Annotated in this window: 20 protein-coding genes; 9 read left to right on the top strand and 11 right to left on the bottom strand. The window is 62.0% G+C overall.

Annotation, left to right across the window (positions count from 1 at the left end):
• Positions 1–35 precede the first annotated feature (35 nt).
• From AC07VY_RS04445 to AC07VY_RS04430, 4 genes are all read left to right on the top strand, one after another.
• The gene (locus AC07VY_RS04445) at positions 36–281 is read left to right on the top strand and encodes a hypothetical protein (RefSeq protein ID WP_495096589.1); all 246 of its coding nucleotides are present in this window, start codon (positions 36–38) and stop codon (positions 279–281) included.
• 1,027 nt (positions 282–1,308) lie between these two features.
• On the top strand, positions 1,309–1,620 hold the full coding sequence (locus AC07VY_RS04440) for an NTF2 fold immunity protein (protein ID WP_495096590.1): 312 nt from the start codon (positions 1,309–1,311) through the stop codon (positions 1,618–1,620).
• A 110-nt stretch (positions 1,621–1,730) separates the two neighbouring features.
• Positions 1,731–2,039, top strand: a complete 309-nt coding sequence (locus AC07VY_RS04435; protein ID WP_495096591.1) for a hypothetical protein — start codon at positions 1,731–1,733, stop codon at positions 2,037–2,039.
• A gap of 77 nt (positions 2,040–2,116) precedes the next feature.
• Positions 2,117–2,446, top strand: a complete 330-nt coding sequence (locus AC07VY_RS04430) for a hypothetical protein (protein ID WP_495096592.1) — start codon at positions 2,117–2,119, stop codon at positions 2,444–2,446.
• 55 nt (positions 2,447–2,501) lie between these two features.
• On the opposite strand, the gene AC07VY_RS04425 is transcribed toward AC07VY_RS04430, so the two are convergent.
• Genes AC07VY_RS04425 through AC07VY_RS04415 form a run of 3 tightly spaced genes read right to left on the bottom strand, consistent with a single transcriptional unit; the run spans position 2,502 to position 7,682 of the window.
• Positions 2,502–5,753, bottom strand: coding sequence for a UvrD-helicase domain-containing protein (locus AC07VY_RS04425; RefSeq protein WP_495096593.1), 3,252 nt, complete (start codon positions 5,751–5,753; stop codon positions 2,502–2,504).
• A gap of 5 nt (positions 5,754–5,758) precedes the next feature.
• Positions 5,759–6,973, bottom strand: coding sequence for an MFS transporter (locus AC07VY_RS04420; RefSeq protein WP_495096594.1), 1,215 nt, complete (start codon positions 6,971–6,973; stop codon positions 5,759–5,761).
• On the bottom strand, positions 6,966–7,682 hold the full coding sequence (locus tag AC07VY_RS04415) for an HAD family hydrolase (protein ID WP_495119474.1): 717 nt from the start codon (positions 7,680–7,682) through the stop codon (positions 6,966–6,968). The genes AC07VY_RS04420 and AC07VY_RS04415 overlap by 8 nt, the downstream gene beginning before the upstream one ends.
• A 184-nt stretch (positions 7,683–7,866) precedes the next feature.
• Between AC07VY_RS04415 and gcvA the strand changes: the two genes are divergently transcribed.
• A complete protein-coding gene (gene gcvA, locus AC07VY_RS04410; protein WP_495096596.1) occupies positions 7,867–8,790 on the top strand; it encodes a transcriptional regulator GcvA in 924 nt (307 codons plus the stop codon).
• Here the strand turns inward: gcvA and AC07VY_RS04405 are convergent.
• Positions 8,787–11,321, bottom strand: coding sequence for a PD-(D/E)XK nuclease family protein (locus AC07VY_RS04405; protein WP_495096597.1), 2,535 nt, complete (start codon positions 11,319–11,321; stop codon positions 8,787–8,789). The genes gcvA and AC07VY_RS04405 overlap by 4 nt on opposite strands.
• Positions 11,322–11,467: 146 nt before the next feature.
• On the opposite strand from AC07VY_RS04405, the gene trxA reads away from it, so the two are divergent.
• From trxA to AC07VY_RS04385, 4 genes are all read left to right on the top strand, one after another.
• Complete coding sequence (trxA, locus tag AC07VY_RS04400; protein WP_495096598.1) at positions 11,468–11,800, top strand: thioredoxin TrxA; 333 nt, start codon at positions 11,468–11,470, stop codon at positions 11,798–11,800.
• A gap of 176 nt (positions 11,801–11,976) precedes the next feature.
• Complete coding sequence (rho, locus tag AC07VY_RS04395; protein WP_490593168.1) at positions 11,977–13,239, top strand: transcription termination factor Rho; 1,263 nt, start codon at positions 11,977–11,979, stop codon at positions 13,237–13,239.
• Between the two features lie 117 nt (positions 13,240–13,356).
• On the top strand, positions 13,357–13,629 hold the full coding sequence (locus tag AC07VY_RS04390; protein WP_495096599.1) for a type B 50S ribosomal protein L31: 273 nt from the start codon (positions 13,357–13,359) through the stop codon (positions 13,627–13,629).
• A gap of 91 nt (positions 13,630–13,720) precedes the next feature.
• Positions 13,721–15,478 (top strand): glycosyltransferase family protein, encoded by a 1,758-nt coding sequence (locus AC07VY_RS04385; RefSeq protein WP_495096600.1) that lies wholly within the window; start codon positions 13,721–13,723, stop codon positions 15,476–15,478.
• 63 nt (positions 15,479–15,541) lie between these two features.
• Here the strand turns inward: AC07VY_RS04385 and phoR are convergent, their stop codons facing one another.
• From phoR to pstS, 7 genes are all read right to left on the bottom strand, one after another.
• Entirely contained in the window at positions 15,542–16,882 is a 1,341-nt protein-coding gene (gene phoR, locus AC07VY_RS04380; protein ID WP_495096601.1) for a phosphate regulon sensor histidine kinase PhoR, read from the bottom strand.
• Positions 16,883–16,927: 45 nt separating this feature from the next.
• On the bottom strand, positions 16,928–17,653 hold the full coding sequence (phoB, locus tag AC07VY_RS04375; RefSeq protein ID WP_495096602.1) for a phosphate regulon transcriptional regulator PhoB: 726 nt from the start codon (positions 17,651–17,653) through the stop codon (positions 16,928–16,930).
• The gene (gene phoU, locus AC07VY_RS04370; protein ID WP_495096603.1) at positions 17,650–18,351 is read right to left on the bottom strand and encodes a phosphate signaling complex protein PhoU; all 702 of its coding nucleotides are present in this window, start codon (positions 18,349–18,351) and stop codon (positions 17,650–17,652) included. The genes phoB and phoU overlap by 4 nt, the downstream gene beginning before the upstream one ends.
• Positions 18,352–18,377: 26 nt before the next feature.
• On the bottom strand, positions 18,378–19,151 hold the full coding sequence (gene pstB, locus AC07VY_RS04365; protein WP_490593174.1) for a phosphate ABC transporter ATP-binding protein PstB: 774 nt from the start codon (positions 19,149–19,151) through the stop codon (positions 18,378–18,380).
• Positions 19,152–19,153: 2 nt separating this feature from the next.
• A complete protein-coding gene (gene pstA / locus AC07VY_RS04360) occupies positions 19,154–20,041 on the bottom strand; it encodes a phosphate ABC transporter permease PstA (protein ID WP_495096604.1) in 888 nt (295 codons plus the stop codon).
• The gene (pstC, locus tag AC07VY_RS04355) at positions 20,038–21,003 is read right to left on the bottom strand and encodes a phosphate ABC transporter permease PstC (protein ID WP_495096605.1); all 966 of its coding nucleotides are present in this window, start codon (positions 21,001–21,003) and stop codon (positions 20,038–20,040) included. Before pstC ends, pstA begins: the two co-directional genes overlap by 4 nt.
• Positions 21,004–21,240: 237 nt before the next feature.
• On the bottom strand, positions 21,241–22,284 hold the full coding sequence (gene pstS, locus AC07VY_RS04350) for a phosphate ABC transporter substrate-binding protein PstS (RefSeq protein WP_495096606.1): 1,044 nt from the start codon (positions 22,282–22,284) through the stop codon (positions 21,241–21,243).
• Positions 22,285–22,301 lie beyond the last annotated feature (17 nt).

The raw sequence follows: 22,301 nt of genomic DNA, 5'->3' as shown, positions 1-22,301 counted from the left end.
CATTAGGGTATTTCCACACCGATACGGAAGCCCCCATGCACCTGCCTTTCCTCAAACATGCCCCCGCCCACGGCTCCTGGCTGGACAGCACCGCTGGCCTCTTCAACCAATGGCGCGAAGCCTGGCAAGTCCAGCACCCGCAGCACACCAGCGCCCGTCGCCTCTCCGAGGTTGGCCCATACCTGCTCAGCGATGTGGGCTGCCCTGCCAACCAGAAAGAGGACCTGCACGCCATTCGCCGAGAACTACGCCAGAGTTGCGCTGACGTATCCGTTCATTGAGCGGTGCGGAAGATTTCCGGCGGCCGGGAGGCTTGGCTGGGAATCTTTAAGGGAAAAGTGGCTTTGGCGCAGGTTGTATCTGCGCCAGTAGCTATCAAAAGATGAGCAAATTTGCTTTGGGGTTTGACAGGTTTGGCGTCTCTGGCATCCTCAGCCGGGTGATGCGCCCGGCGGCGCAGTACCTTTCTTTTGCGCGGCCAAAAGAAAGGCACCAAAGAAAAGGCCGCCCCACTGTCTGCGTCCTTCGCTGGCACTACGGAAACCTGCGGTGCTCGCTGAAAGTGGGGTCCCGCTCGAACTCGCTGCGCTCAGACAATCGCGGGCCCTGATCCACTTCCAGCTCCGCTCCTCGGCGCATACAGAGGGGACCCAGCAAGCGGACAGCCAAACAGCCAATACCAACAGCCAACCCCGGCCCGGCGCAGCCGGGCTCGCGCCCTAGGCGCGATGTGGCGCTGCGCGCCACCGATCCCCGGGGTCCCCCTCTGTATGCGCCGAGGAGCACAGCTTTGGGCGGATCAGGGCTGGCGTTGTCTGAGCCGCAGGCGAATTTAGCCAGACCCCGCCCAAAGCGCGCACCGCAGGTTCCCCGACGCGATAGCGACGGGGCGCAGACAGTGGGGGCGCCTTTCTTTTGGTGACTTTTGGTGTTCGCGTAACTTTGCTACGCAAAGTGAGCGACCCCCGCGTGCAAAGCACGCCTTTTGCACAAAAAGAAAACCCGCTTCGCGGGTTTCTATAAAAGTTACTGCGCCGCCGGGGGCACATCCCGGCCAGCGGCGCAGGACGCATGACCGCCTTCAAAAACGAGAGCAATCGCAAAACAAATTGCAAGGTATCGCCGGGATATAGTGCAACGCCCCCTCTGTTGCTTTTTCTGAAATTTTTATGGCCTTGAACCGCCCACTACAAACTGAGAAGACCCAAGCCTGGAGGTGGATTCGACCGCATTTGGCTGTCCATGTTAGGGCGACAAATGCGATGTTAGGGAGACACGATAGTGTCTCTACATATTGAGTTGGGCGTCATGAAAACCATGCGCACTCTCATCTGCTGTTTGGCACTTTCAATAGCAGCTGCAGCAAGCGCGCAATCGAACATCGAGCCACCATCCGGCTTGGTACCCGATGAAAAAACAGCTATTGCAATTGCTGTTGCCGTATTCATTCCAATCTCCGGCGCCGATAAAATTAAACAACAGCAACCGTTTCACGCGCAGCTTGAATCTGGTGTTTGGCATGTGACAGGCTCTATTCCTCCTCACTTTCGTGGTGGCACTGCCGAGGCTGAAATTGAACGTAAAGACGGTCGCGTTATCCGGGTGTGGCATGGTCGGTAGTGCGCAACTATTGACGCCCAACAGGTCAATCAACCCGGACGCCGTGAAACACCCGTCGTTTCCTCAACCGCTCCGGCGCGGCGCCGGTTATTTTCAACGTTAGGCCGCTTATGAGTCACGAGCGCGAATCGATCAAACGCAAGTACAAGTCACTGTTCGAACGGGTTTCGAGGCTACTGTTCGAAATCGATCCAATTGGTATCAACTTCGGAAGCAACATGGATGAATACGACCCGGAGGTCGGAACAATCCTTCCCCGCCTAGAAAGTGCGCGGTCACAGGACGATGTGAAAACTATCGTGCAAGAAGAGTTCCACCGATGGTTCGAACTCGACACGTCGGCAACACCAGAGCACTTCGATGCCATGTCGAAAGGAATCTGGGAAGAATGGTTGAGGTTCAAAGAGCAGCGTCAATGAAGAACCGGAACTTGCAGGCTAGGAAAAAAGAGTCATGCGACATGCAACCAAAGCGGCCTAACTCAAACGTTAGCCCTATGGTCACAGATTCCGTCGCCGCGGTTGTCCACTATCTCGTTTCAAGAGCCACTGCTCGCGCTGGTAGGCTCGATGGCGAAAGAGCCATCCCTTGCGAGGACAGCGTTGCTATCTTTGATGAGTTGGACTCGCTCACTAGAGAGGAATTCGCAGAGGTGTATGCGGTGTACTTGGTTGGATCCGGCACGGAGCAATACTTTGGGCAGGCGCGGAAGACGGCAGCGGTTGCAGAGTTCTTGCCTTTGGAGGCCATGGTCCAAGATCCAAACCTGCACGTAGCGCTCAGTCGAGGCATCGAATTGGGTTGTCACTATGCGCAACAGGGCTAACCTTTCGCTGCAGCGGACGGCTTCGCCGCCCGCTGAACTCCGACGTTGAACCCCCTCAAACCACCACCAGCCCCCCCGCCCCCGTCAAAAACGCCGTCCGCACCTCCGCCCCCGGATACAGCGCCAACAACGCCTCCCGGTAAGTCTCCAACTGCTGCACCAACACCGGATCGCGTTGCGGCTGGGCTTTGGATTTGTGGTCTAGCACCCACCAGGCGCCGGTGTCCTTGCGGCGCACCAGGCGGTCCAGGCGCAGGGTTTTGCCCTGGTAGGTCAAGGCCACCTCGTTGCCGCTCCAGTCGATGACCTCGGCATCCCAGGCCCAGGCCCCCTCGCCAGTGCGGATGGCGGCGGCCATGGTGGCGGCTTTCTGGGTCTGGTCGGGGCTCAGGCCGAACTCGCGGGCTACCGCCTGCTGCTGGGCGGCGTCCAGCACACCCCACTCTAGCAAACGGTGCATGGCCTTGCCGATGCGCGACTCCAACACGTCTGGCTCCGCCTCGGCCCGTGGCGGCGCAGCCGACAAACCAATGTCGGGCAGCACCAGTACCTCGAAAGCCGCATCCACGGCCGGCGCGGTGGATGCCGCCACCCCGTCTGCCTGCAACTGCACCGGCTCGGCCAGGGGCTGCAGGCGCTGCCACCAGGAGCCATCCACCGCGTTGCGCGGCTGCACAGAGGACAGCACCAGCTGCTGGCGCGCGCGCGTCATGGCCACGTACAGGCCGTTGAGCTCCTCGCGCCGGCGTGCGGCTTGCTCTATGGCCAGCACATCGACCACACAGGCGGGCGGATGCGATTCGCTGGCCAGGAACACCAGGCGCACCGGGGCCGCAGCCTCGCCAGGCCAGTCCACCAGCACGCCCATGGTTTCGGCCTTGCTGGGCGGGGAATCGGTATCCAGCAGCAGCACCAGCGCGGCCTCCAGGCCCTTGGCGCCGTGCACAGTCAGCAGGCGCACGGCATCCGGCAGGCTGGTGACCGGGGCCTTCACGCCGCCGGCCTTGAGTGCACGCACCAGCGCATACGGCGTGGCAAAGCGGCCTTCATTCAGCTGCAGGGCGGTGCCCAGCACGGCACGCAGATTGGCCTGCACCGATCCGCGCAGGGCAGCGGGCGCGGCGGCGGCGAAGCGGGCCAGCACGTCGCCGTCGGCATAGATGGCGTCCAGCACGTCGTGCGGCGGCAAGCTGTCCAGCCACTGCTTCCATCGCAACAAATAGGGCGCTAGCGCAGATAGTGCCTGCGGTAGCAGCTCTGAATTGTGTAGCAAGGTCCACCAGCTGCTGTCATCCTGGCGCTCGGCATCGGCTCGGGCGGCGCGCTGCAAAGTGGCCAGGTGCACCAGGTCGGCGTCCGTCACGCTGAACAGCGGCGACTTGAGCGCCTGGGCCAGCGACAGGTCGTGGTGGGTGGACACCAGCGCGTCCAGCAGCGCGGCGATGTCCTGCACCTCGGGGGCGTCGGCCAGGTCAGCTTTCTCGGGCTGCTGGGTGGGGATGTGCAGGCTGCGCAGCGCGTCGCGCATGGTGGCCAGGCGGTCGCGCTTGCGGGCCAGCACCATGACCTCGCGCGGCGGCAGACCGTCGGCCAGCTGCTGCGCCAGCCAGTGGGCTGCCTGGCGGCATTCCAGCGTGCGCAGGGTGTCCTCGGGTTCTTCGCGCGGTGTGCCCAGGCTGTCGCGCCAACCGCCCTCGCCTGCTGCCGCCGTGCTGGCATTCGCGTCGCGGGGAATGGCTGGCAGGCAGCGCAGCGCGCCCTGGGCGGTGGATTCGGTGGTGTGGTCGCGAAAGCCGTCATAAGCGCCAGCGGCCTGGGCCGCCGACATCACACTGTTGACCGCCGCCATCACCGGCGGCGCGTTGCGGCGGGTGTGGTCGCAGCTGAGCAGGTCGCCGCCCAGGCCATCGACCACAAAGGCCTGTGCCGCGCGGAACACCTGGGGTTCGGCACGGCGGAAGCGGTAAATACTCTGCTTGGGGTCACCCACGATGAACACGCTGGGCGCATTGCCGCCCGAGCCCGCATAGCCGCTGAGCCAGGCGTGCAGGGCCTGCCACTGCAGCGGGCTGGTGTCCTGGAATTCGTCGATCAGCAGGTGTTTGACCTTGGCGTCCAGTCGCTCCTGCACCCAGCCGCTGAGGACAGGGTCGGACAGCATCACCGACGCCGCGCGCTCCACATCGTTCATGTCCACCCAGCCGCGCTCGAACTTGAGTGCGGACAGCTCGGCCACCATCAGCCGGGTGAGCCGCGCCATGCGCTGCTGGTGCCCCCAGGCGGCGTGCTGCAGCCGGGCCTGGGCCACTTGCAGCGCCACTTCCTGGGCTGCGCGGATGGTGGCGATGCCGACGATCTTCTCGCCAAACTTGCGCGCCGAGCCGGTGGCCGTCAGCAGCGCGGCGGCCACGCCTTCAGCATCCATGGCGGTGATGGCGCGCTCCAGCTCGCCGCCCTTGGCGGAGAAGGTCGGCGCGCTGGCCTTGCCCAGGCAGCTGGCAGCGTCTTGCAGCAGCGGGCGCTGGGTCCACAAATAATCTTCCGGTGCATCCAGCCCGGCAAACGCGGGGAACTGCTCACCAAACGGCGGCACAGACGCATCCACCACGCCATGTGCGTCCGCCAACGCAAACTCGACGCGCTTGCCCAGTGCCGAAGCCAGCGCCTTCTGCGCCTGGAAGCGGCCATGCTCGGCCACCAGGGCCTCGAAGTCGGCACGCGCAGCGGGGCTATCGACCACCGTAGCGTAAAAGCGCGGCCAGACCTCGCGCACGGCCTCGGTGTCGTCTTCCAGCAGGGAATAGTTGGCGGGCAGGCCCAGGTCCTGCAGCACGGCCAGCGGCGCGGTGCGCAGCAGGGCCGCGAACCAGCTGTGGAAGGTGCGTATCTGCACCGGCCGGGCACTGGCCAGCAGCTGGGGGTAGAGCTGCTTCAGGGCCGCCGCCTGGACTTGCAGCTGCGCAGCGGGCACGCCCCGGGCCTGCAACTCGGAGGCCAGTTTTTCCGGGCTGGCCTGGGCGAATTCGACCAGCCAGTCGTTCAGCCGCTGGCGCATTTCACCGGCGGCTTTTTTGGTGAAGGTAATGGCCAGGATTTCATGCGCGGCCACGCCCTGGCCATGGACCTCAGAGTTGCGGGCCAGGCTGCCCTCCAGCAGCGCCCGCAGAATGCGCGACACCAGCATCCATGTCTTGCCCGCGCCGGCGCAGGCCTCTACCGCGATGCTGCGCCGCGGGTCGCAGGCCATGGCATAAAAGGCGGTCCGCTCTACCGACCGGCCGTTGTGCTCGTAAGCAGCTAGCGTCATCTACATCAATCCTTTTTACCCAGCGCACCGGCAGCCAACAGGCTCAGCAGAACAAAGGGCAGGCACACGCCAAATGCCCAGCGCACACCCCAGTGCTCAGCCACCTGGCCCAGCAGTGGCGGCCCCAGCAGGAACACCACAAACGAAATCTGCGCCAGCGCCGCCACATTCACCGCCGCAGGCCGGTCCACCCGCTGCGCTGCAGCCGACATGGCCAGCGGGAAGATGCCACTGGTGCCCACGCCCATCAGGCCCAGGCCCAGCAAGGCCCAGGCCGGCCCGGGTGCCAGCACCACCAGCAAGGCGCCCACGCCCAGCACCGACAGCAGGCCGCGCGCCACGCCCACCGGGCTGTAGCGGTCCACCAAGCCATCGGCAAAAAAGCGCATCAGGCCCTGGGTGCACGCCCCGGTGGCCACCGCCAGGCCGCACAGCATGGGCGAGGCGGCAAATACGTCGCGCATATAGATGGCCGACCAGTCGGCCCCTGCACCTTCCAGCAGCATGGCCGACAGGGTGACGCACACCAGGGCCATGATGGCCAGCGTGGGCCGGGCAAAGTGCGGTGGCGCATCACCCGCCGCCACTTCGCGCAATGGCGCGGGGCTAAAGCGGCCCAGCAGCAGCACGACCGCGAGCAGCACCACCGGCACCATGCCCATCAAATGCAGCTGCGGGCTGATGCCCAGCTGGGATACGCCCGCGCCCATCAGGCCGGCGGCAAAAAAACCAAAGCTCCAGAAGCCATGGGCGCGGTTCATGATGCGCCGGCCCAGCTGGTGTTCCACCCGGTCGGCCTCCACATTCACCACGATCTCCACCATACCTATGCACAGGCCCGCAGGCACCAGGCAGAAGTACAACACCAGCGGCCCGCTGGCCCAGGAGGCGATGGCAAAGAACACCGCCACCAGCGGCGTCAGCGCCAGCAGCGCGCGGCGGTAGCCCATGCGCTCCAGCAGCGGGCCGGCAAAGCTCAGCGACACCAGGGTGCCGGTGGCCGTGCCTATCAGCGCCAGGCCCAGGGCGCCCTCGCCCACGCCCATGCCGCGCTGGATTTCGCCCAGCCGGGGAAAGATGCTGCCCAGGCTGAAGGCATACAAAAAGAAGGCGGCAAACACCCGTATCTGCGGCGCCAGGGCCAGACCCCAGCGCTGGCCCATGCTGGGCGCGCGCTGCAAACCCGGGCGCGCAACCGCGATGGGGTCCGCATCAGCCATGCGCAGGCTCCAGCCAGCCCAGGGCTTGCAGGTCACGTTCGCACTGGGCGGCGTCCAGGAACTGGATAGCCTGCCAGCCACGGGCGCGCGCGGTCTGCACGTTGTGTGCGTTGTCGTCCACAAAGACCGTGTGCTCCGGCGTCAGGCCGAATTCGGACTCGGCCTTGGCGTAGATGGCGTGTTCGGGCTTCACCAGGCCCACCAGACCGGAAAAAATGCCATCCTCAAAGTAATGGAAGAACTCGCGCTCCTGCAACAGGCGCTCGCTGTACGGAGTCGGCATGTTCGACAAATACACCAGGCGGTGGCCCCGGGCTTGCAGGCGCGGCAGAAGCGCCGCCGTGTCCAGCTTGGTATGCAGGTGGTCGGGAATGGCGTGGATGAAGTCCAGCAGGTCGTCGGCATCCACCCCGGTCTGGGCGGCCAGTTGCACAGCCAGGTCATCTGGCTCAACACGGCCTCGGTCGAACTCGGCCCAGGTGGAGCCAGGGTGCAGGCCCTGAAAGATGCGTTCGCACAGCTGCTGTGCGGCTTCAGGCGTGGGAGCATGCTGGGGCAACATGGTGGCGACAAGGTCTACAGGCTGCCAGTGCAGGAGCACGGCGCCCAGGTCGAAGACAACGGTTTTGTACATGAGGATGGTTTCCAGTGAGAGGGTGCCTAGGCGAGATCGCGATGGATGCCCGGCAATGCCAGAAGGGTAAGCCATTTTGGCCATCCACTTCTCGTGGCAAGGTGCGCAGCCGGCTTGCCAAGGCCCGGTATAAGATGAGTTTTATACGGCATTGCCAAGCTCCATGGTGACAGATCGTAGTGGGCTAAATGGCGAATGACTATCGCTCATTTTTAAGAAATACATGAATTAATCTCATGCCAAAAGACCCGGACCCAATGTGAGCAACGCCCGCCGCCTCCCTTCCATGAACATGCTGCGGGCGTTTGAAGCCGCCGCACGCTGTGAGAGCGTGACCCTGGCCGCGCAGGAGCTACACGTCACGCAAAGCGCCGTCAGCCACCAGATCAAGGCGCTAGAGGCCTGGCTGGGCGTGGCGCTGGTACAGCGCAACGGGCGCCGCCTGGGCTTGACGGCCGAAGGCGCCGCCTATCTGCCCAGCCTGAGCAGCGCCTTCGACCTGATGGCCCAGGCCACCGGGCGCATAGAGCGGCGGGGGCGGCGTAACACGTTGACAGTGAACTCCATGGCCACGCTGTCAGCGCAGTGGCTGATCCCTCGGCTGGCCAGCTTCTGCGCCGAGGTGCCCGATGTGGACGTACAACTGTCCACCACCGCCGGCGCCTTCGACTTTGACCCGGCAGCCTACGATGTGTCCATACGCTGCATGTACGACATCGAACGCGCCGAGCTGCTGCGCAAGGACAAATGGCAAGGCGTACAGATCGAGGCGTTTTTGCCCGAGTCGCTAACGCCGCTGTGCAGCCCGCAGCTGGTATCTGGCAAGCTGGCGATCCGCAAGCCCGCCGATCTGCGCAAGCACACATTGCTGCTGAGCCGCTCGACCCCGATGTTCTGGCAGGACTGGCTGGCGGCGGCAGGCGAACCCGAGTTACAGGCCGCGAATATGGTCACCTTCGACCACACCCATCTGGCGGTACAGGCCGCCATCCAGGGCATGGGTGTGGCCCTGGGCAACCCGCACCAGCTGCGCGATGTGCTGGATAACGGCCTGCTGGTGCGGCCCTTCCCGCAACTGGAAATTGACCTGAAGAACGTCTACTGGATACGCCCGCCCCACGCTGCGCAGAACCCGCAGGCCGTGGCGTTTTGCGAGTGGTTGAAGCGATCTGGAAGCAGCTAGCTACCCCACCAATCTTTACGGCACAGGCCGCGTGCGGCGCAGAATTCGCAGACCATACCCTCGCCCAACGCGGCCAGCACGGCACCATCTGCAATGCGCTGCATGTCTTCCAGAATGCCGTGCACCAAGGCGTCGCGCGCTTCCACCACCTCAGTCTGCTCGAACAGTTTGCTGCCGTCCTTCTCGCCCACATTGAGGTAAGCGGCACGCAGGGTGTCATGGGGTAGCAAAGCGGCGTAGAAGGCCAGTTGCGTGTCCTCAAAAGGCTGCTGGATACGCTTCTGGGTGGCTATGGCGTTTTCGGTCTTGTAGTCGATCACCAGCGCGGTGTGGCTGCCGTCGGCCCGCACCTGGTCGATACGGTCTATGGTGCCTATCAGGGTCAGCGGGCCCAGGGGCTGCTCCAGCGCGCTTTCGGCCTGCTCGAACACGCCGCCACTGGCCTCGTGCTCGACCAGCCAGTCCAGGTAGCCGTCGCGCACGCGCGGCCAGGCCGAGGCGAAGGGCAGGAACTCGCCCTGCTCCAGGTGCATGTCGCGCGTCACCGTCTCTGCCGCTACGTTAATCATAGCTACCCGCGCAGATAACTCCTGCGCTGGAGCCACTTTTATCTCTTCATGGAAAGTTTTGAGCACCGCGTGCAGCCAGGTGCCGAAGTCGCGCTTGTCCACCTCGCCGGTCAGTTCCTGCGACTCTTGCAAACCCAGCTGGCGCAGGCCGAAGAAGCGGTAGGGGCAACGGCGCAAATCCTCGTAAGCGCTGGCCGACAGGCGCAGCACCGGCAAATCCTGGCCCACCGGCAGCGGCGGCAGGCTGGGCTGAGGCTGCAAGCTGCGCAGAATGCGTGGCTCGGCGGCGGCTTCGTCCAAGCCATCCACGCGCAAGGCCTGCACCAGCGGGCTGGCCAGCAGGTCTTCACCAGAGGCATCGCTGTGCCGCCACAGCACATCGGTGTGCGGGGTTTGCAGGGCATTCGCCCAGGAGGCGCGGGTCGCGGCCTCCAATGCGGCGCGCGAGGGCAGGCCCAGGGCTTCACGCTGAGCCACAGTCCAGGCACCGGGTGGCTCGGGTGACACCGCCAGCCGCACCTCGTCGCAGCCCGGCAATACCAGGGCGGCAAACGGGCGCGCCAGCAGCTGACTCAGCGGCAGCACCACCACCTGCTCGTCCAATGGGTGCGTAGGCACGAAGGTGGCCGCCTCCAGCGTATCGCCGACCCAGGTGCTGAACTCGGCCTGCCGCATGCGGCGGGCCGCCTGCGGCAGTTGCAGCAGCTCTTGTTCGGCCCCCTCCTGCAGACGCAGTGCCGACAGCAAGCTATTCCCCGCCACGTCGGCCACCAAGGCCGGCCATTGGCCGCTGGCCTGCAGCAGCGCGCGCAAAGCCGCCAGCCATTGCACCAGGGGGCGCGCCGCTTGCAGGTTGGCGCGCAGCTCGTTGGCCAGGCGCACCGCGTCGGATACCGCAGGCTGACGCGGCGTGGCCTCGGGGCTCCAGGATGACCAGTTTTGCGCGGCGGCTTTGCGCAGCGCGCGCTCCAGGCCTTGCACCACGCGGGGCCGGAACGCAGGGGCGTTCTTCAGCCAGTCCAGTACCGCGTCGCTGCTGGCGTCCCAGCGGGCCGCGCGCAGCGTGACCACCACTTCGGCCGCGGCGCGGGTAGTGGACAGCTTCCAGCCGGTTTCGTCGCGTATGCGCACGTTCTGTGTGGCCAGCATGGCGCGGATGCGGCGCGTCAACAGCCGGTCCGTTGCCACCAGGGCCACTGGTGCCCGGCCGGCCTCAATATGCCGCAGCACACAGGCAGCACCGCGCTGGGCCTCGTCCTCGGAATCGGTGCAAGGGTGCAGCGCGGGCATGGGCGGCGGAGGCGGATCGGGGCGCAGCAAGCGGGTCACCTTGCTGCCCCAGGCCTGGCATAGGGCCTCGACCAAGGGCTCGGACTGGAAGCCGTCAAGCACGATCACGCAGTCCAGGCCATCCGGCACGGCGGCGTTCCACAACACGTCGGTGGCATAGCTGGACGCGGCTACCCACTCCAGTGCAATCCGCGCCACCAGGCTCTCCAGGGCCAGCACCGAGGCCTCCATGCCCAGAGACACGGCAGTACGGGCCTGGGCGGCCCATTCCGCGCGCTGCTGCGGTGCCACGGCGGCGGCCAACGGCGCCAGTTGGTGGGCCGCCTCGACCAACCGGGCCGACAAGGCCTCGGCCTGGGAGCCCAGGCCGGCACTATCCAGCAAGGCCGGCGCCTGCAGCATGTCCATGGCGGTATCAAAGCGCAGGTCGTGCGCGCCCTGCGGCACGCCGCCCAGGCTGCGCGCCCAATTCAAGGTCGTTTCAAAACGCGGCGTAAAGCCCGCTGGCTGGGCCTGGGCCCAGAAGCGCTGTGCCAGGGGCATCAGCTGCGCATAAGGCAGCAACACCACGGTGCGCGATGGATGGGCCTGGCGCTGCGCCATGGCCTGCCGCATTTGGTCCAGCAAGCCGGTTGCCGGGGCAAACCATAGCGGGTCGTGGAGTGGTGGCATGGATAAGGCTGTGGTGAGGGGGAGAAATGGATTTTCGCTATGGATGCAATAGCACCGCACAGCGCGTCCACACAGGACGAGGGGGCTTGCTTTCTGTCACAATGCCGCAACTTCAGTCGTATCGGCACTCAGTTTAAGGAACCCCCATGGCCAGCGAACTCATCAAACACATCTCGGACGCCACTTTCGAAGCAGACGTTCTGAAATCCAACACCCCCGTCCTGGTGGACTACTGGGCTGAATGGTGCGGTCCTTGCAAGATGATTGCACCGATTCTCGACGAAGTTGCCACCGGTTACCAAGGCAAGCTGCAGATCACCAAGATGAACGTGGACGAGAACCGTGACATCCCCGCGAAGTTCGGCATCCGCGGCATTCCCACCCTGATGATTTTCAAGGGCGGCGAGCTGGCAGCCACCAAGGTTGGCGCCATGAGCAAAGCCCAACTGACCGCATTTATCGACCAACAGCTGGCCTGATAGCGTATTCCCTGAAGCCACCCCTGCGGTGGCTTCGTTTTTTCCTGTCATAATTCGCCCATTCACCCGATTGCCATCCCGCAAGACGGTTCGAGTTCCCGGTTTGTGAGGCCCTTCTAGCCTCCTCAAAACCTCCCCCCCTTTTTTCCTCAAGAACTCCTCACAGGAGTCCATCCATGCACTTAAACGAACTCAAGGCACTGCACGTGTCTGAAGTCCTCAAGCAAGCCGAAGAACTTGAAATTGAGAACACCGGCCGTATGCGCAAGCAGGAGCTGATGTTTGCCATCATCAAAAAACGCGCCCGCACCGGCGAGCAGATCATTGCCGATGGCGTGCTGGAAATCCTGCCGGACGGCTTCGGCTTTCTGCGCAGCCCAGATACCAGCTACACCGCATCAACCGACGACATCTACATCAGCCCCAGCCAGGTGCGTCGCTTCAATCTGCACACCGGCGACATGATCGAAGGTGAAGTGCGCACGCCCAAGGACGGCGAACGCTACTTCGCGCTGAACAAGCTCGACAAGGTCAACGGTGGTGGCCCCGAAGAAAACAAGCACAAGGTCATGTTCGAGAACTTGACCCCGCTGTTCCCCAAGGAACAGATGAAGCTGGAACGCGACATCAAGGGTGACGAAAACATCACCGGCCGCATCATCGACATCGTGGCGCCCATCGGCAAAGGCCAGCGCGCCCTGCTGGTCGCCCCACCCAAGAGCGGCAAGACGGTGATGATGCAGCACATGGCCCACGCCATTGCCGCCAACTACCCGAACAGCCACATGATGGTCTTGCTGGTTGACGAACGGCCAGAAGAAGTGACCGAAATGCAGCGCTCGGTGAAGGGCGAAGTCATCGCCTCCACCTTCGACGAACCCGCCGCCCGCCACGTACACGTGGCCGAAATGGTGATCGAGCGTGCCAAGCGCCTGGTAGAGCTGAAAAAAGACGTGGTGATCCTGCTGGACTCGATCACCCGCCTGGCCCGCGCCTACAACAATGTGGTGCCCTCCTCTGGCAAGGTGCTGACCGGCGGCGTCGATTCGAACGCACTGCAGCGCCCCAAGCGCTTCCTGGGCGCGGCCCGTAATGTGGAAGAAGGCGGCTCGCTGACCATCATCGCCACCGCGCTGGTCGATACCGGCAGCCGTATGGACGAAGTGATCTTTGAAGAATTCAAGGGCACTGGCAACTGCGAAATCCACCTGGACCGCCGTTTGTACGAAAAGCGCGTGTTCCCGTCGATCCAGCTGAACCGCAGCGGCACCCGCCGCGAAGAATTGCTGCTGTCGCCCGAAATCCTGCAAAAGAGCCGCATCCTGCGCCAGTTCATGTACAACATGGACGAGATCGAGTCCATGGAACTGATGCTGAAGAACATGAAATCCACCAAGAACAATGTCGAATTCTTCGACATGATGCGTCGCGGCGGATAACAGATCCTCAAAATATGTGATAATCGAAGGCTAATCGCGAAAAGTACCGGGCTTTTGAATTGGGCAAACAGATTGCCCAAGGCACCGGGCGGCTAACGCAATTGAAAAGGAAGAGCTATGAAAGAAGGCATTCACCCCAATTACCGTGAAGTGTGTTTCCTGGACTTGTCCAACAACTTCAAGTTTGTGACCCGTTCTTGCGTTAACGCCAAGGAAATGATCACGATGGAAGACGGCCGCGAACTGCCGCTGTACAAGCTGGATACCTCCAGCGAATCCCATCCTTTCTACACTGGTACGCAAAAGTCCGTGGACAACATGGGTGGCCGCGTGGAGCGCTTCCGCAACCGCTTCGGCAAGACCACTGCTGCGACCAAAGCCGCAGAATAAGTTCTTCCACATCCGCATCTGCGGAAAAAGAAGGGCAGCCCGGTTTATCCGCGCTGCCCTTTTGTTTTATTGGCCGTAAGATTCCTGCCTTGTGAACCATCCAACTCCTGCCATCGTGGCACAAAGTGCCGTACGCCGCCTGCCACGCGTGGCCTTATGGCTCTTGTGCCTAGCCTATATCCTGCCGGGTTTCCTGGGCCGCGAACCCTGGCGCAACAACGATATGGAGACCTTCGGCTATATCGCCGAATTGGCCAAGGGTGCCAGCAGCTGGCTGCATCCACAACTGCTGGGCCAGGCAACGCAAACCGAAGCCTTGTTGCCCTACTGGCTAGGTGCCTGGGCAGTGCACTGGAGCCCGACGGCAGTAGCCATTGATTTCGCAGCCCGCATCCCTTTTATTCTGCTGCTGGGCATGACGCTGGCCACCACCTGGTACGCGGTCTACTACCTGGCTCGCAGCCCCCGCGCACAACCTGTGGCATTCGCCTTTGGCGGAGAAGCCAAACCGACCGACTACGCCCGCGCCATGGCCGATGGCGGCCTGCTGGCCATGATTGCCTGCCTGGGGCTGGCCCAGCTATCGCACGAAACCACACCCGCCTTGGCACAACTGGCGTTCACCAGCCTGGCTTTTTTTGCCATGTCTGCTCTGCCCTACCGTACCTGGATTCCCGCCGCCGGCATCGCTATTGGATTGGCGGGCTTGGCACTTTCCGGCGCTCCGGCAATGGCGGTATTTCTAGGTCTGGGCGGGGCATTGGTGTGCTTTCTGGACCGCCATGACCAGCCCGACCGGTCCGAACTGGACATACCTCATAGCGCGCAGCGCAGCGTAGCGTGGTCTATCGCCATCATCCTGCTGACGACCGCCGTGGCTGCATTGGCATGGCGACTCGACCTGTGGCGCTGGCGCATCGATTTGCCAGAAACCAACGGAGCCAACATCCGGGGCATTCTGCGGCTGCTGCTGTGGTTTACCTGGCCCGTCTGGCCCCTGGCCATATGGACACTGTGGCGCTGGCGCAAACAACTGACCAGTGGCAACTTTGGTCGCCACCTGGCGCTACCGCTGTGGTTTGTGGCCGTGGCTCTGGGCACCACACTGAGCACCAACTTTGCCGATCGCTCCCTGTTGCTGGCGTTGCCGGCCATGGCAACGCTGGCAGCATTCGCGCTGCCCACTCTGAGCCGCACCGTTTCAGCACTGGTGGATTGGTTCACATTGCTGTTCTTCACCATCTTCGCACTCACCATCTGGGTAATATGGTTTGCGGCACAAACCGGCATACCGCAGCAACCGGCCGCCAACCTGGCACGCCTGGTGCCAGGCTTTATTCCGTATTTCAGCTGGCCCACCTTTTTGCCTGCGCTGCTGGCCTCCCTGGTATGGGTCTGGCTGGTGCAATGGCGGGTGGGTCGCCACCGCTCTGCAATCTGGAAAAGCCTGGTACTGCCCGCCGGCGGCACGGCCCTGTGCTGGTTGCTGCTGATGACACTGGGCCTGCCTGCTGTGGACTATGCCCGCAGCTATGTACCCATGGTGCGCAGCGTCAGCCAGGAAATCCGGGCGCAGTCGCAGCAAGCCGGCGAGTCGGGATGTGTGGCGTTTGAAAACCTAAACCGTGGCCAAATTGCGGCCTTCCAATACCACGGCCAGCTCAAGCTGAAGCCGATTGCCGATGGCGCGCAATGCGACTGGCTGCTGGTCGATGCCACCACGGCACGCCCGCCGCGCGGCTCACTGGATCTGAGTCCATGGTCGCTACGCCTGAATGTGCGTCGCCGCGACGACAACGGCGAAAACATCCGCCTGTACCAGCGCAAGGATATGCGCAAAAACTATTGATAGTTTAGGCCTCTAGCGCAGATATCATGTGCGCTGGCAGCTATACATTAAATAGCAAAGAGACTACTTGGCGTAAGCCGGCTGCTGATCCACACGCAGCCGGTTGGCCGGGAATACGATCGCAAATCGAGAGCCCTGGCCCAGGGTACTCTCCACCTGCAGCTCAGCGCCATGGCGCTGCACTACGTGCTTCACGATCGCCAAGCCCAGACCAGTACCACCGGTTTCACGGGAACGGCTAGGGTCTACCCGATAAAACCGCTCGGTCAGGCGCGGCAAATGCTCAGGCGCAATGCCTGGTCCGGTGTCCTTGACCGAAAATTCGGCACGCCCATCCGGCAGCTGTGCCCAGCGCACCTCGATGCGACCACCAGGCGGCGTATAGCGCACAGCATTGCTCACCAGATTCGACATGGCGCTGAGCAATTCACTATGGGCGCCCGCCAGCGCGCCGTCGGGCATGGGGCCAAAACGCAGGGAATGCGACTTGGCATGCCCTGCGGTCACCATGCCCGACAAAGCCTCGGCCTCCCGGGCACAGTGGGCCATCAAATCACGCACCGGTATCCAGTCATTGCTGCTGGGTGCAGGCCCGCCTTCTATGGTGGACAAGGTGAGCAAGTCACTCACCAGGGTTTGCATGCGGTCCGCCTGCTGGGCCATGAAGCCCAGGTAGCGCTCCCGTTGCTCCTCATCCAGCGGCACGCTTTGCATGGTTTCCACGAAGCCGGACATGACCGTCAGCGGCGTGCGTATCTCGTGCGACACATTGGCCACAAAATCACGTCGCATGGCCTCAGCCTGCTCCAGCGCCGTGATGTCACGCGAGAGTAGCAAACGCCGCCCCTCGCCATACGGATGCAGGTGCACGGACAAACGGACGGGCCGCGTCACGCTGCCACCGCGGCCTATCATTACAACGCCTGCCGCCGGGTCTGGCGCGGCTGCATACGTGGCAAATGCAGGGTCGCGTACCAGGTTGCCAATCAGTTGCTGCAGGTCACGCGACACGTCGAAACCGAAATGCGTGGCCGCGATCTGGTTGCACCACTCTATGCGCCCTTCGGCATCCAGCAACACCACGCCATTGGGCGATGCCTGGATGGCGGCCAGGAACTCCTGCAGGCGCCGGTCCGAATCCTGCATCTTCTGCTCGGTCTGGCGCAGCCAGCGCCGCATGCGGTCGCTGAAGTCACCCCACCAGCCCTGCATATGCGGTGCCTGGGAGGCCTCGCCGGTGCGCAGCCACTGCATCACGCGGCCACCGCGCCACAGGTCCACCAGCATCCACGCGGCCCCGGAGAGCACGGTGCCAATGCATGCCCCCAGATAGCCCCCAAACTCCCAACCCAGCAGGCCCGCAGCCAGCTGCCCGCCCAAAAAACTCAAGAAACGAAACCACATAGGGGCGATAGTAAGTGGAGGGGCGACGCCTGGCCGCCCCGAAAATCAAGCTGCAGAAGCTGCCGCGGGAGCTAACGCCACCACCGGCTGGGCCGTGATGCGGTAACCCGCACCGCGCACCGTCTCGACCATGGCGCCGCCCGCGCCCAAGGCCTCGCGCAAGCGCTTCACGTGGACGTCCACCGTGCGCTCCTCGATAAATACATGGTCACCCCAAACGCGGTCCAGCAGCTGTGAACGGCTGTGTACGCGCTCAGAATGTTTCATCAGATAGTGCAGCAGCTTGAATTCGGTCGGACCGATCTTCACCGCCTGGTCCTGGAAGGTCACTCGGTAGGTGGACGCATCCAGCACCAAGGCGCCAATGCTGACCACGCCACCATCCTGCTCGGGCGCTCGGCGGCGCAGCACCGCACGGATGCGGGCCAACATTTCCTTGGTGGAAAAAGGCTTGGAGATGTAGTCGTCCGCGCCCGCATCCAAGCCCGCCACACGGTCGCTTTCATCGCCACGTGCGGTCAGCAGGATGATGGGCACCGCCTTGGTACGCGGGTTGGCACGCCATTTCTTGGCCAGCGACAAACCGCTTTCACCAGGCAGCATCCAGTCCAGCAAGATCACATCGGGCAGAACCGCATCCAGCTCGCATTGGGCCGTGACACTGTCCATCGCCCAGGTGGGCTGAAAACCACTGTGGCGCAGGTTGACGGCAATCAGCTCGGCAATTGCCGGCTCATCTTCGACGATCAAAACCCGTGGCATGTTTTTCATTGCAGTACCGACTCCACTTGTGCCGTCGTCGCATGGCGCACATCCTCGCCCTTGACGATATAGATGATGAACTCGGCAATATTCTTGGAATGGTCACCAATGCGCTCGATGGCCTTGGCAATAAACAGCAGATCCAGACTGGCAGAAATGGTGCGCGGGTCTTCCATCATGTAAGTAATGAGTTTGCGCACAAAGCCGTCGAACTCTTTGTCCAGCAGATCGTCCTCCTTGAGGATGTTCACTGCAGCAGCCGTGTCCAGGCGGGCAAAGGCATCCAGCGCCTTGCGCAGCAGGCCCGAAGCCATGTCTGCCGACACCCGCAGGTCTAGCGTAGGCAAGGCACGCGGCGCGCTGCTGTGCGCGATGGACTTGACCATGCGGGCGATCTTGTTGGCCTCGTCGCCCACGCGTTCCAGGTTGGCGGTGGTCTTAGAAATGGCGATCAGCAAACGCAGGTCACGTGCGGTGGGTTGGCGGCGCGCAATGATGCTGGAGAGCTCGCGGTCAATCTCGATTTCCATGGCGTTCACGCGCAGCTCGGTCTCGGCAACCTGGTCGGCCACTTCACCGCTGAACTGCGAGAGTGCATAGATCGCCTGGCGAATCTGCGATTCAACCAGACCACCCAGCTCCATCACGCGGCTGGAAACGCCATTGAGTTCCGCGTCGAACTGGCTGGAAAGATGTTTTTCAGGCATGGTGTTGTCCTTTGGATACGCTGCGATCAACCAAAACGGCCGGTGATGTAGTCTTCGGTCTCTTTGCGCTTGGGCTTGAAGAAGATGTCTTCGGTGGCACCAAACTCCATCAGGTCACCCAGGTACATATAGGCGGTGTAGTCACTGCAACGTGCGGCCTGCTGCATGTTGTGGGTCACGATCACGACGGTGTAGTCGTTCTTCAGTTCGGTGATCAACTCTTCCACCTTGGAAGTGGAAATCGGGTCCAGTGCCGAGCAAGGTTCGTCCAGCAACAGCACCTCGGGTTTGATGGCGATGCCGCGTGCAATGCACAGGCGTTGCTGCTGACCACCCGACAGGCTGGAGCCGCTTTGGTTGAGCTTGTCCTTGACCTCGGTCCATAGCGCAGCCTTGCGCAGGGCCCATTCAACGCGCTCTTCCATATCGGTAGCGCTCAGATCTTCAAACAGCTTCACACCGAAGGTGATGTTGTCATAGATAGACATGGGGAATGGCGTGGGCTTTTGAAACACCATGCCGACCTTGGCACGCAGCAGGGCCACGTCTTTTTTGCTGGTCAGCAGGTTTTCTCCGTCCAGCATGATCTCGCCTTCAGCGCGCTGCTCGGGGTACAACTCGAACATGCGGTTGAAGATGCGCAGCAAGGTGGACTTGCCACAACCGGATGGGCCGATAAAAGCCGTCACCTTCTTTTCCGGGATTTCCATGTTGATGCCCTTGAGCGCATGGAATTTGCCGTAGTAGAAATTCAGGTTCTTGACCGAGATCTTGGAGTTTTGGGCAATAGCGGTTTGCATGATTAACCTTTGTTCTTACCAGCCCAGGCGCGGGCCAAAATATTCAGACCCAACACGGTCATGGTGATCAAGAAGACCCCGGCCCAAGCCAGCTTTTGCCAGTTCTCGTAGGGGCTCATCGCAAATTTGAAAATCGTCACCGGCAAGCTCGCCATGGGTTGGCTCAGGCTGGAGGTCCAGAACTGGTTGCTCAGCGCGGTGAACAGCAACGGTGCGGTTTCGCCGGCAATACGGGCCACAGCCAACATGATTCCGGTAATCACACCGGCCCGTGCGGCCTTCAAGGTGATGCTCAAAATCACCTTCCACTTGGGTGCGCCCAGGGCGTAAGCGGCTTCACGCAGGCCAGGTGGCACGAGCTGCAGCATGTTTTCCGTGGTGCGAATGACCACCGGAATCACGATCAAGGCCAGGGCCACAATGCCTGCCCAGCCCGAAAAGGACTTGAAGCGAGACACTACGACCGTGTAGACAAACAAGCCGATCACGATGCTGGGAGCCGACAGCAGAATGTCGTTCACAAACCGCGTGGCGGACGCCAGCCAGCCTTTGGTGTCGTATTCGGCCAGATAGATGCCTGCCATGATGCCAATGGGAGCGCCGACAAACGTGGCCAGCCCCACCATCAGGACCGAGCCGTAGATCGCATTCGCCAAACCACCCTCGTCGTTTGGCGGAGGCGTCATCTGCGTCAGGGTGGCCAAGTTCAGGCCGTCGATGCCCAGGCGCACGGTTTCAAACAAGATCCAGAACAACCAAAACAGGCCGAAAGCCATGGCTCCCAACGCCAGCACCAGGGCAATCCGGTTCACCCGCTTGCGAGCGGCGTACTTCACACCGCGGGCCTGCTCAACAGCAGCTGCCTTGAGCAACATTTCGCTCGTGGTCATGATTTGGCTCCTTCATTCTTGCGCAGTTGCAGCAGCAGCAATTTGGACAGGGAAAGAATGACGAAAGTAATGAAAAACAGCACCAAGCCCAGGTACATCAAAGCCCCCTGGTGCAAGCCCTCGCCCGCTTCGGCAAACTCGTTTGCCAACGCAGAGGTGATGCTGTTTGCAGCCTGGAAGAGGCTCAACGAATCCAGTTGGTTGAAGTTGCCGATCACGAAGGTAACCGCCATGGTTTCGCCAATGGCGCGCCCCAAGCCCAGCATGATGCCGCCGATCACGCCGGACTTGGTGTAAGGCAGCACCACCTTGGATACAACCTCCCAGGTGGTTGCACCCAGTCCGTAGGCGGATTCCTTGAGCAAGGTTGGCGTCACCTCAAACACGTCCCGCATCACAGCTGCAATGAACGGAATGATCATGATGGCCAGGATGATGCCGGCAGACAAGATGCCGATACCCACCGGAGCGCCTGAAAACAGGGCGCCCACATAAGGCACACCGCTGAACATGGATTGCAGCGGTTGCTGCACATAAGTGGACAGCACCGGGCTGAACACCAGCAGACCCCACATACCGTACACAATGGAGGGCACGGCAGCCAGCAGCTCAATGGCTGTACCCAGAGGACGTTTCAGCCAGGCTGGGGACAACTCCGTCAGGAACAGCGCGATACCGAAGCTGACCGGCACGGCAATGAGCAAGGCAATGATGGAAGTCATCACCGTGCCATAAATCATCACCAGGCCACCAAACTCCTCTTTCACCGGGTCCCAGGTGGTACTGGTCAAAAAACCCAGGCCGTACTTGGTAATAGCCGGCCAGGCACTGATCACCAGCGACATCAGGATCGCCACCAGCATCGCCAGGGTAAAAATGGCCGAACCTTTGGCCAACCAGCCAAAGATACGGTCGAAGACAGGGCCCGAACGGGCCGCTTTAGGGCGCGGAGGAGTGCTCATCACATGTCCGGAGGTCTTGACAGACGGATTTAACGATAGATCTTGCGCCGGAAGTGTAGATGACACGTTTTGCCCCTTTCCTTGGTTCATTGTTAGTAACTAACCAGCCCCATGCCACTGCAAGAACGCATACCGCCCAGAAACACCGCAGAACTGGCTTCGCCAGGCTGCTGGTGTTGCCCCCAGCAAGGGGGTTGGCGAAAGATGCGAAGCACTGCAGCCTGGGGGTGAGCCAAATTACTTAATGGCAACTGGCTTGCCGGCGCCATCGGTCACTTGACCCCAGGCTTTTTCAATGGAAGCCACCACAGGCGCTGGCAGAGGCACGTAGTCCAGGTCGTCAGCAATCTTGGCGCCGTTCTTGTAAGCCCAGTTGAAGAACTTGAACACTTCGGTGGCGTTGGCTGGCTTGTCCTGTTTCAGGTGCATCAGGATGAAGGTTGCAGTGGAAATAGGCCAAGCTTCCTTACCAGGCTGGTCAGTGATCAGTTGGTAGAACGACTTGTTCCAATCCGCGCCAGCAGCGGCTGCGGCGAAAGCAGTGTCACTGGGGCTAACGAACAGGCCGTCACGGTTCTTCATCTGGGCGTAGGTCATCTTGTTTTGCTTCACATAGGCGTATTCCACATAGCCGATGGAATTGGGCAGACGATTCACGAAAGCGGCAACGCCTTCATTGCCCTTGCCACCCGCGCCCACAGGCCAGTTAACCGCTGTGCCCTCGCCCACTTTTTCTTTCCACTCTGGGTGGACGCGGCTCAGGTAGTTGGTGAAGTTGAAGGTCGTACCCGAACCATCTGCACGGCGCACAGGGGAAATCGCAGCGTCAGGCAAAGGCAGGCCAGGGTTCAAAGCCACCAGGGCGGCATCATTCCACTTGGTGATCTTGCCCAGATAGATATCGCCCAGCACTTGACCGGTCAGCTTCAGTTGACCGGGGGCGATACCCTTGATGTTCACCACAGGCACGGTACCTCCGATTACGGAGGGGAACTGCATCTGGCCTTTGGACTTGAGCACATCATCGGTTTGCGGCATGTCGGAAGCACCGAAATCCACCGTCTTGGAGTCGATCTGCTTGATGCCGGCGCCAGAACCCACCGATTGGTAGTTGATCTTCACGCCCGTGGCCTTGTTGTACTCGGCAGCCCACTTGGAGTAGACGGGAGCCGGGAAGGTCGCACCTGCACCGGTAATTTCTTGGGCGCTAACCAGACCCGAAAATGACAATACCCCAGAAGCCGCCAAACCCACCAGGGCCATTTTGAAACGTGTTTGCATCAGCAAATCCTTTAAGT

This window comes from Rhodoferax sp. GW821-FHT02C08, assembly GCF_059421805.1.
The sequence above is the reverse complement of the archived record's forward strand: the minus strand, read 5'-3'. Positions and strand labels throughout refer to the sequence as shown.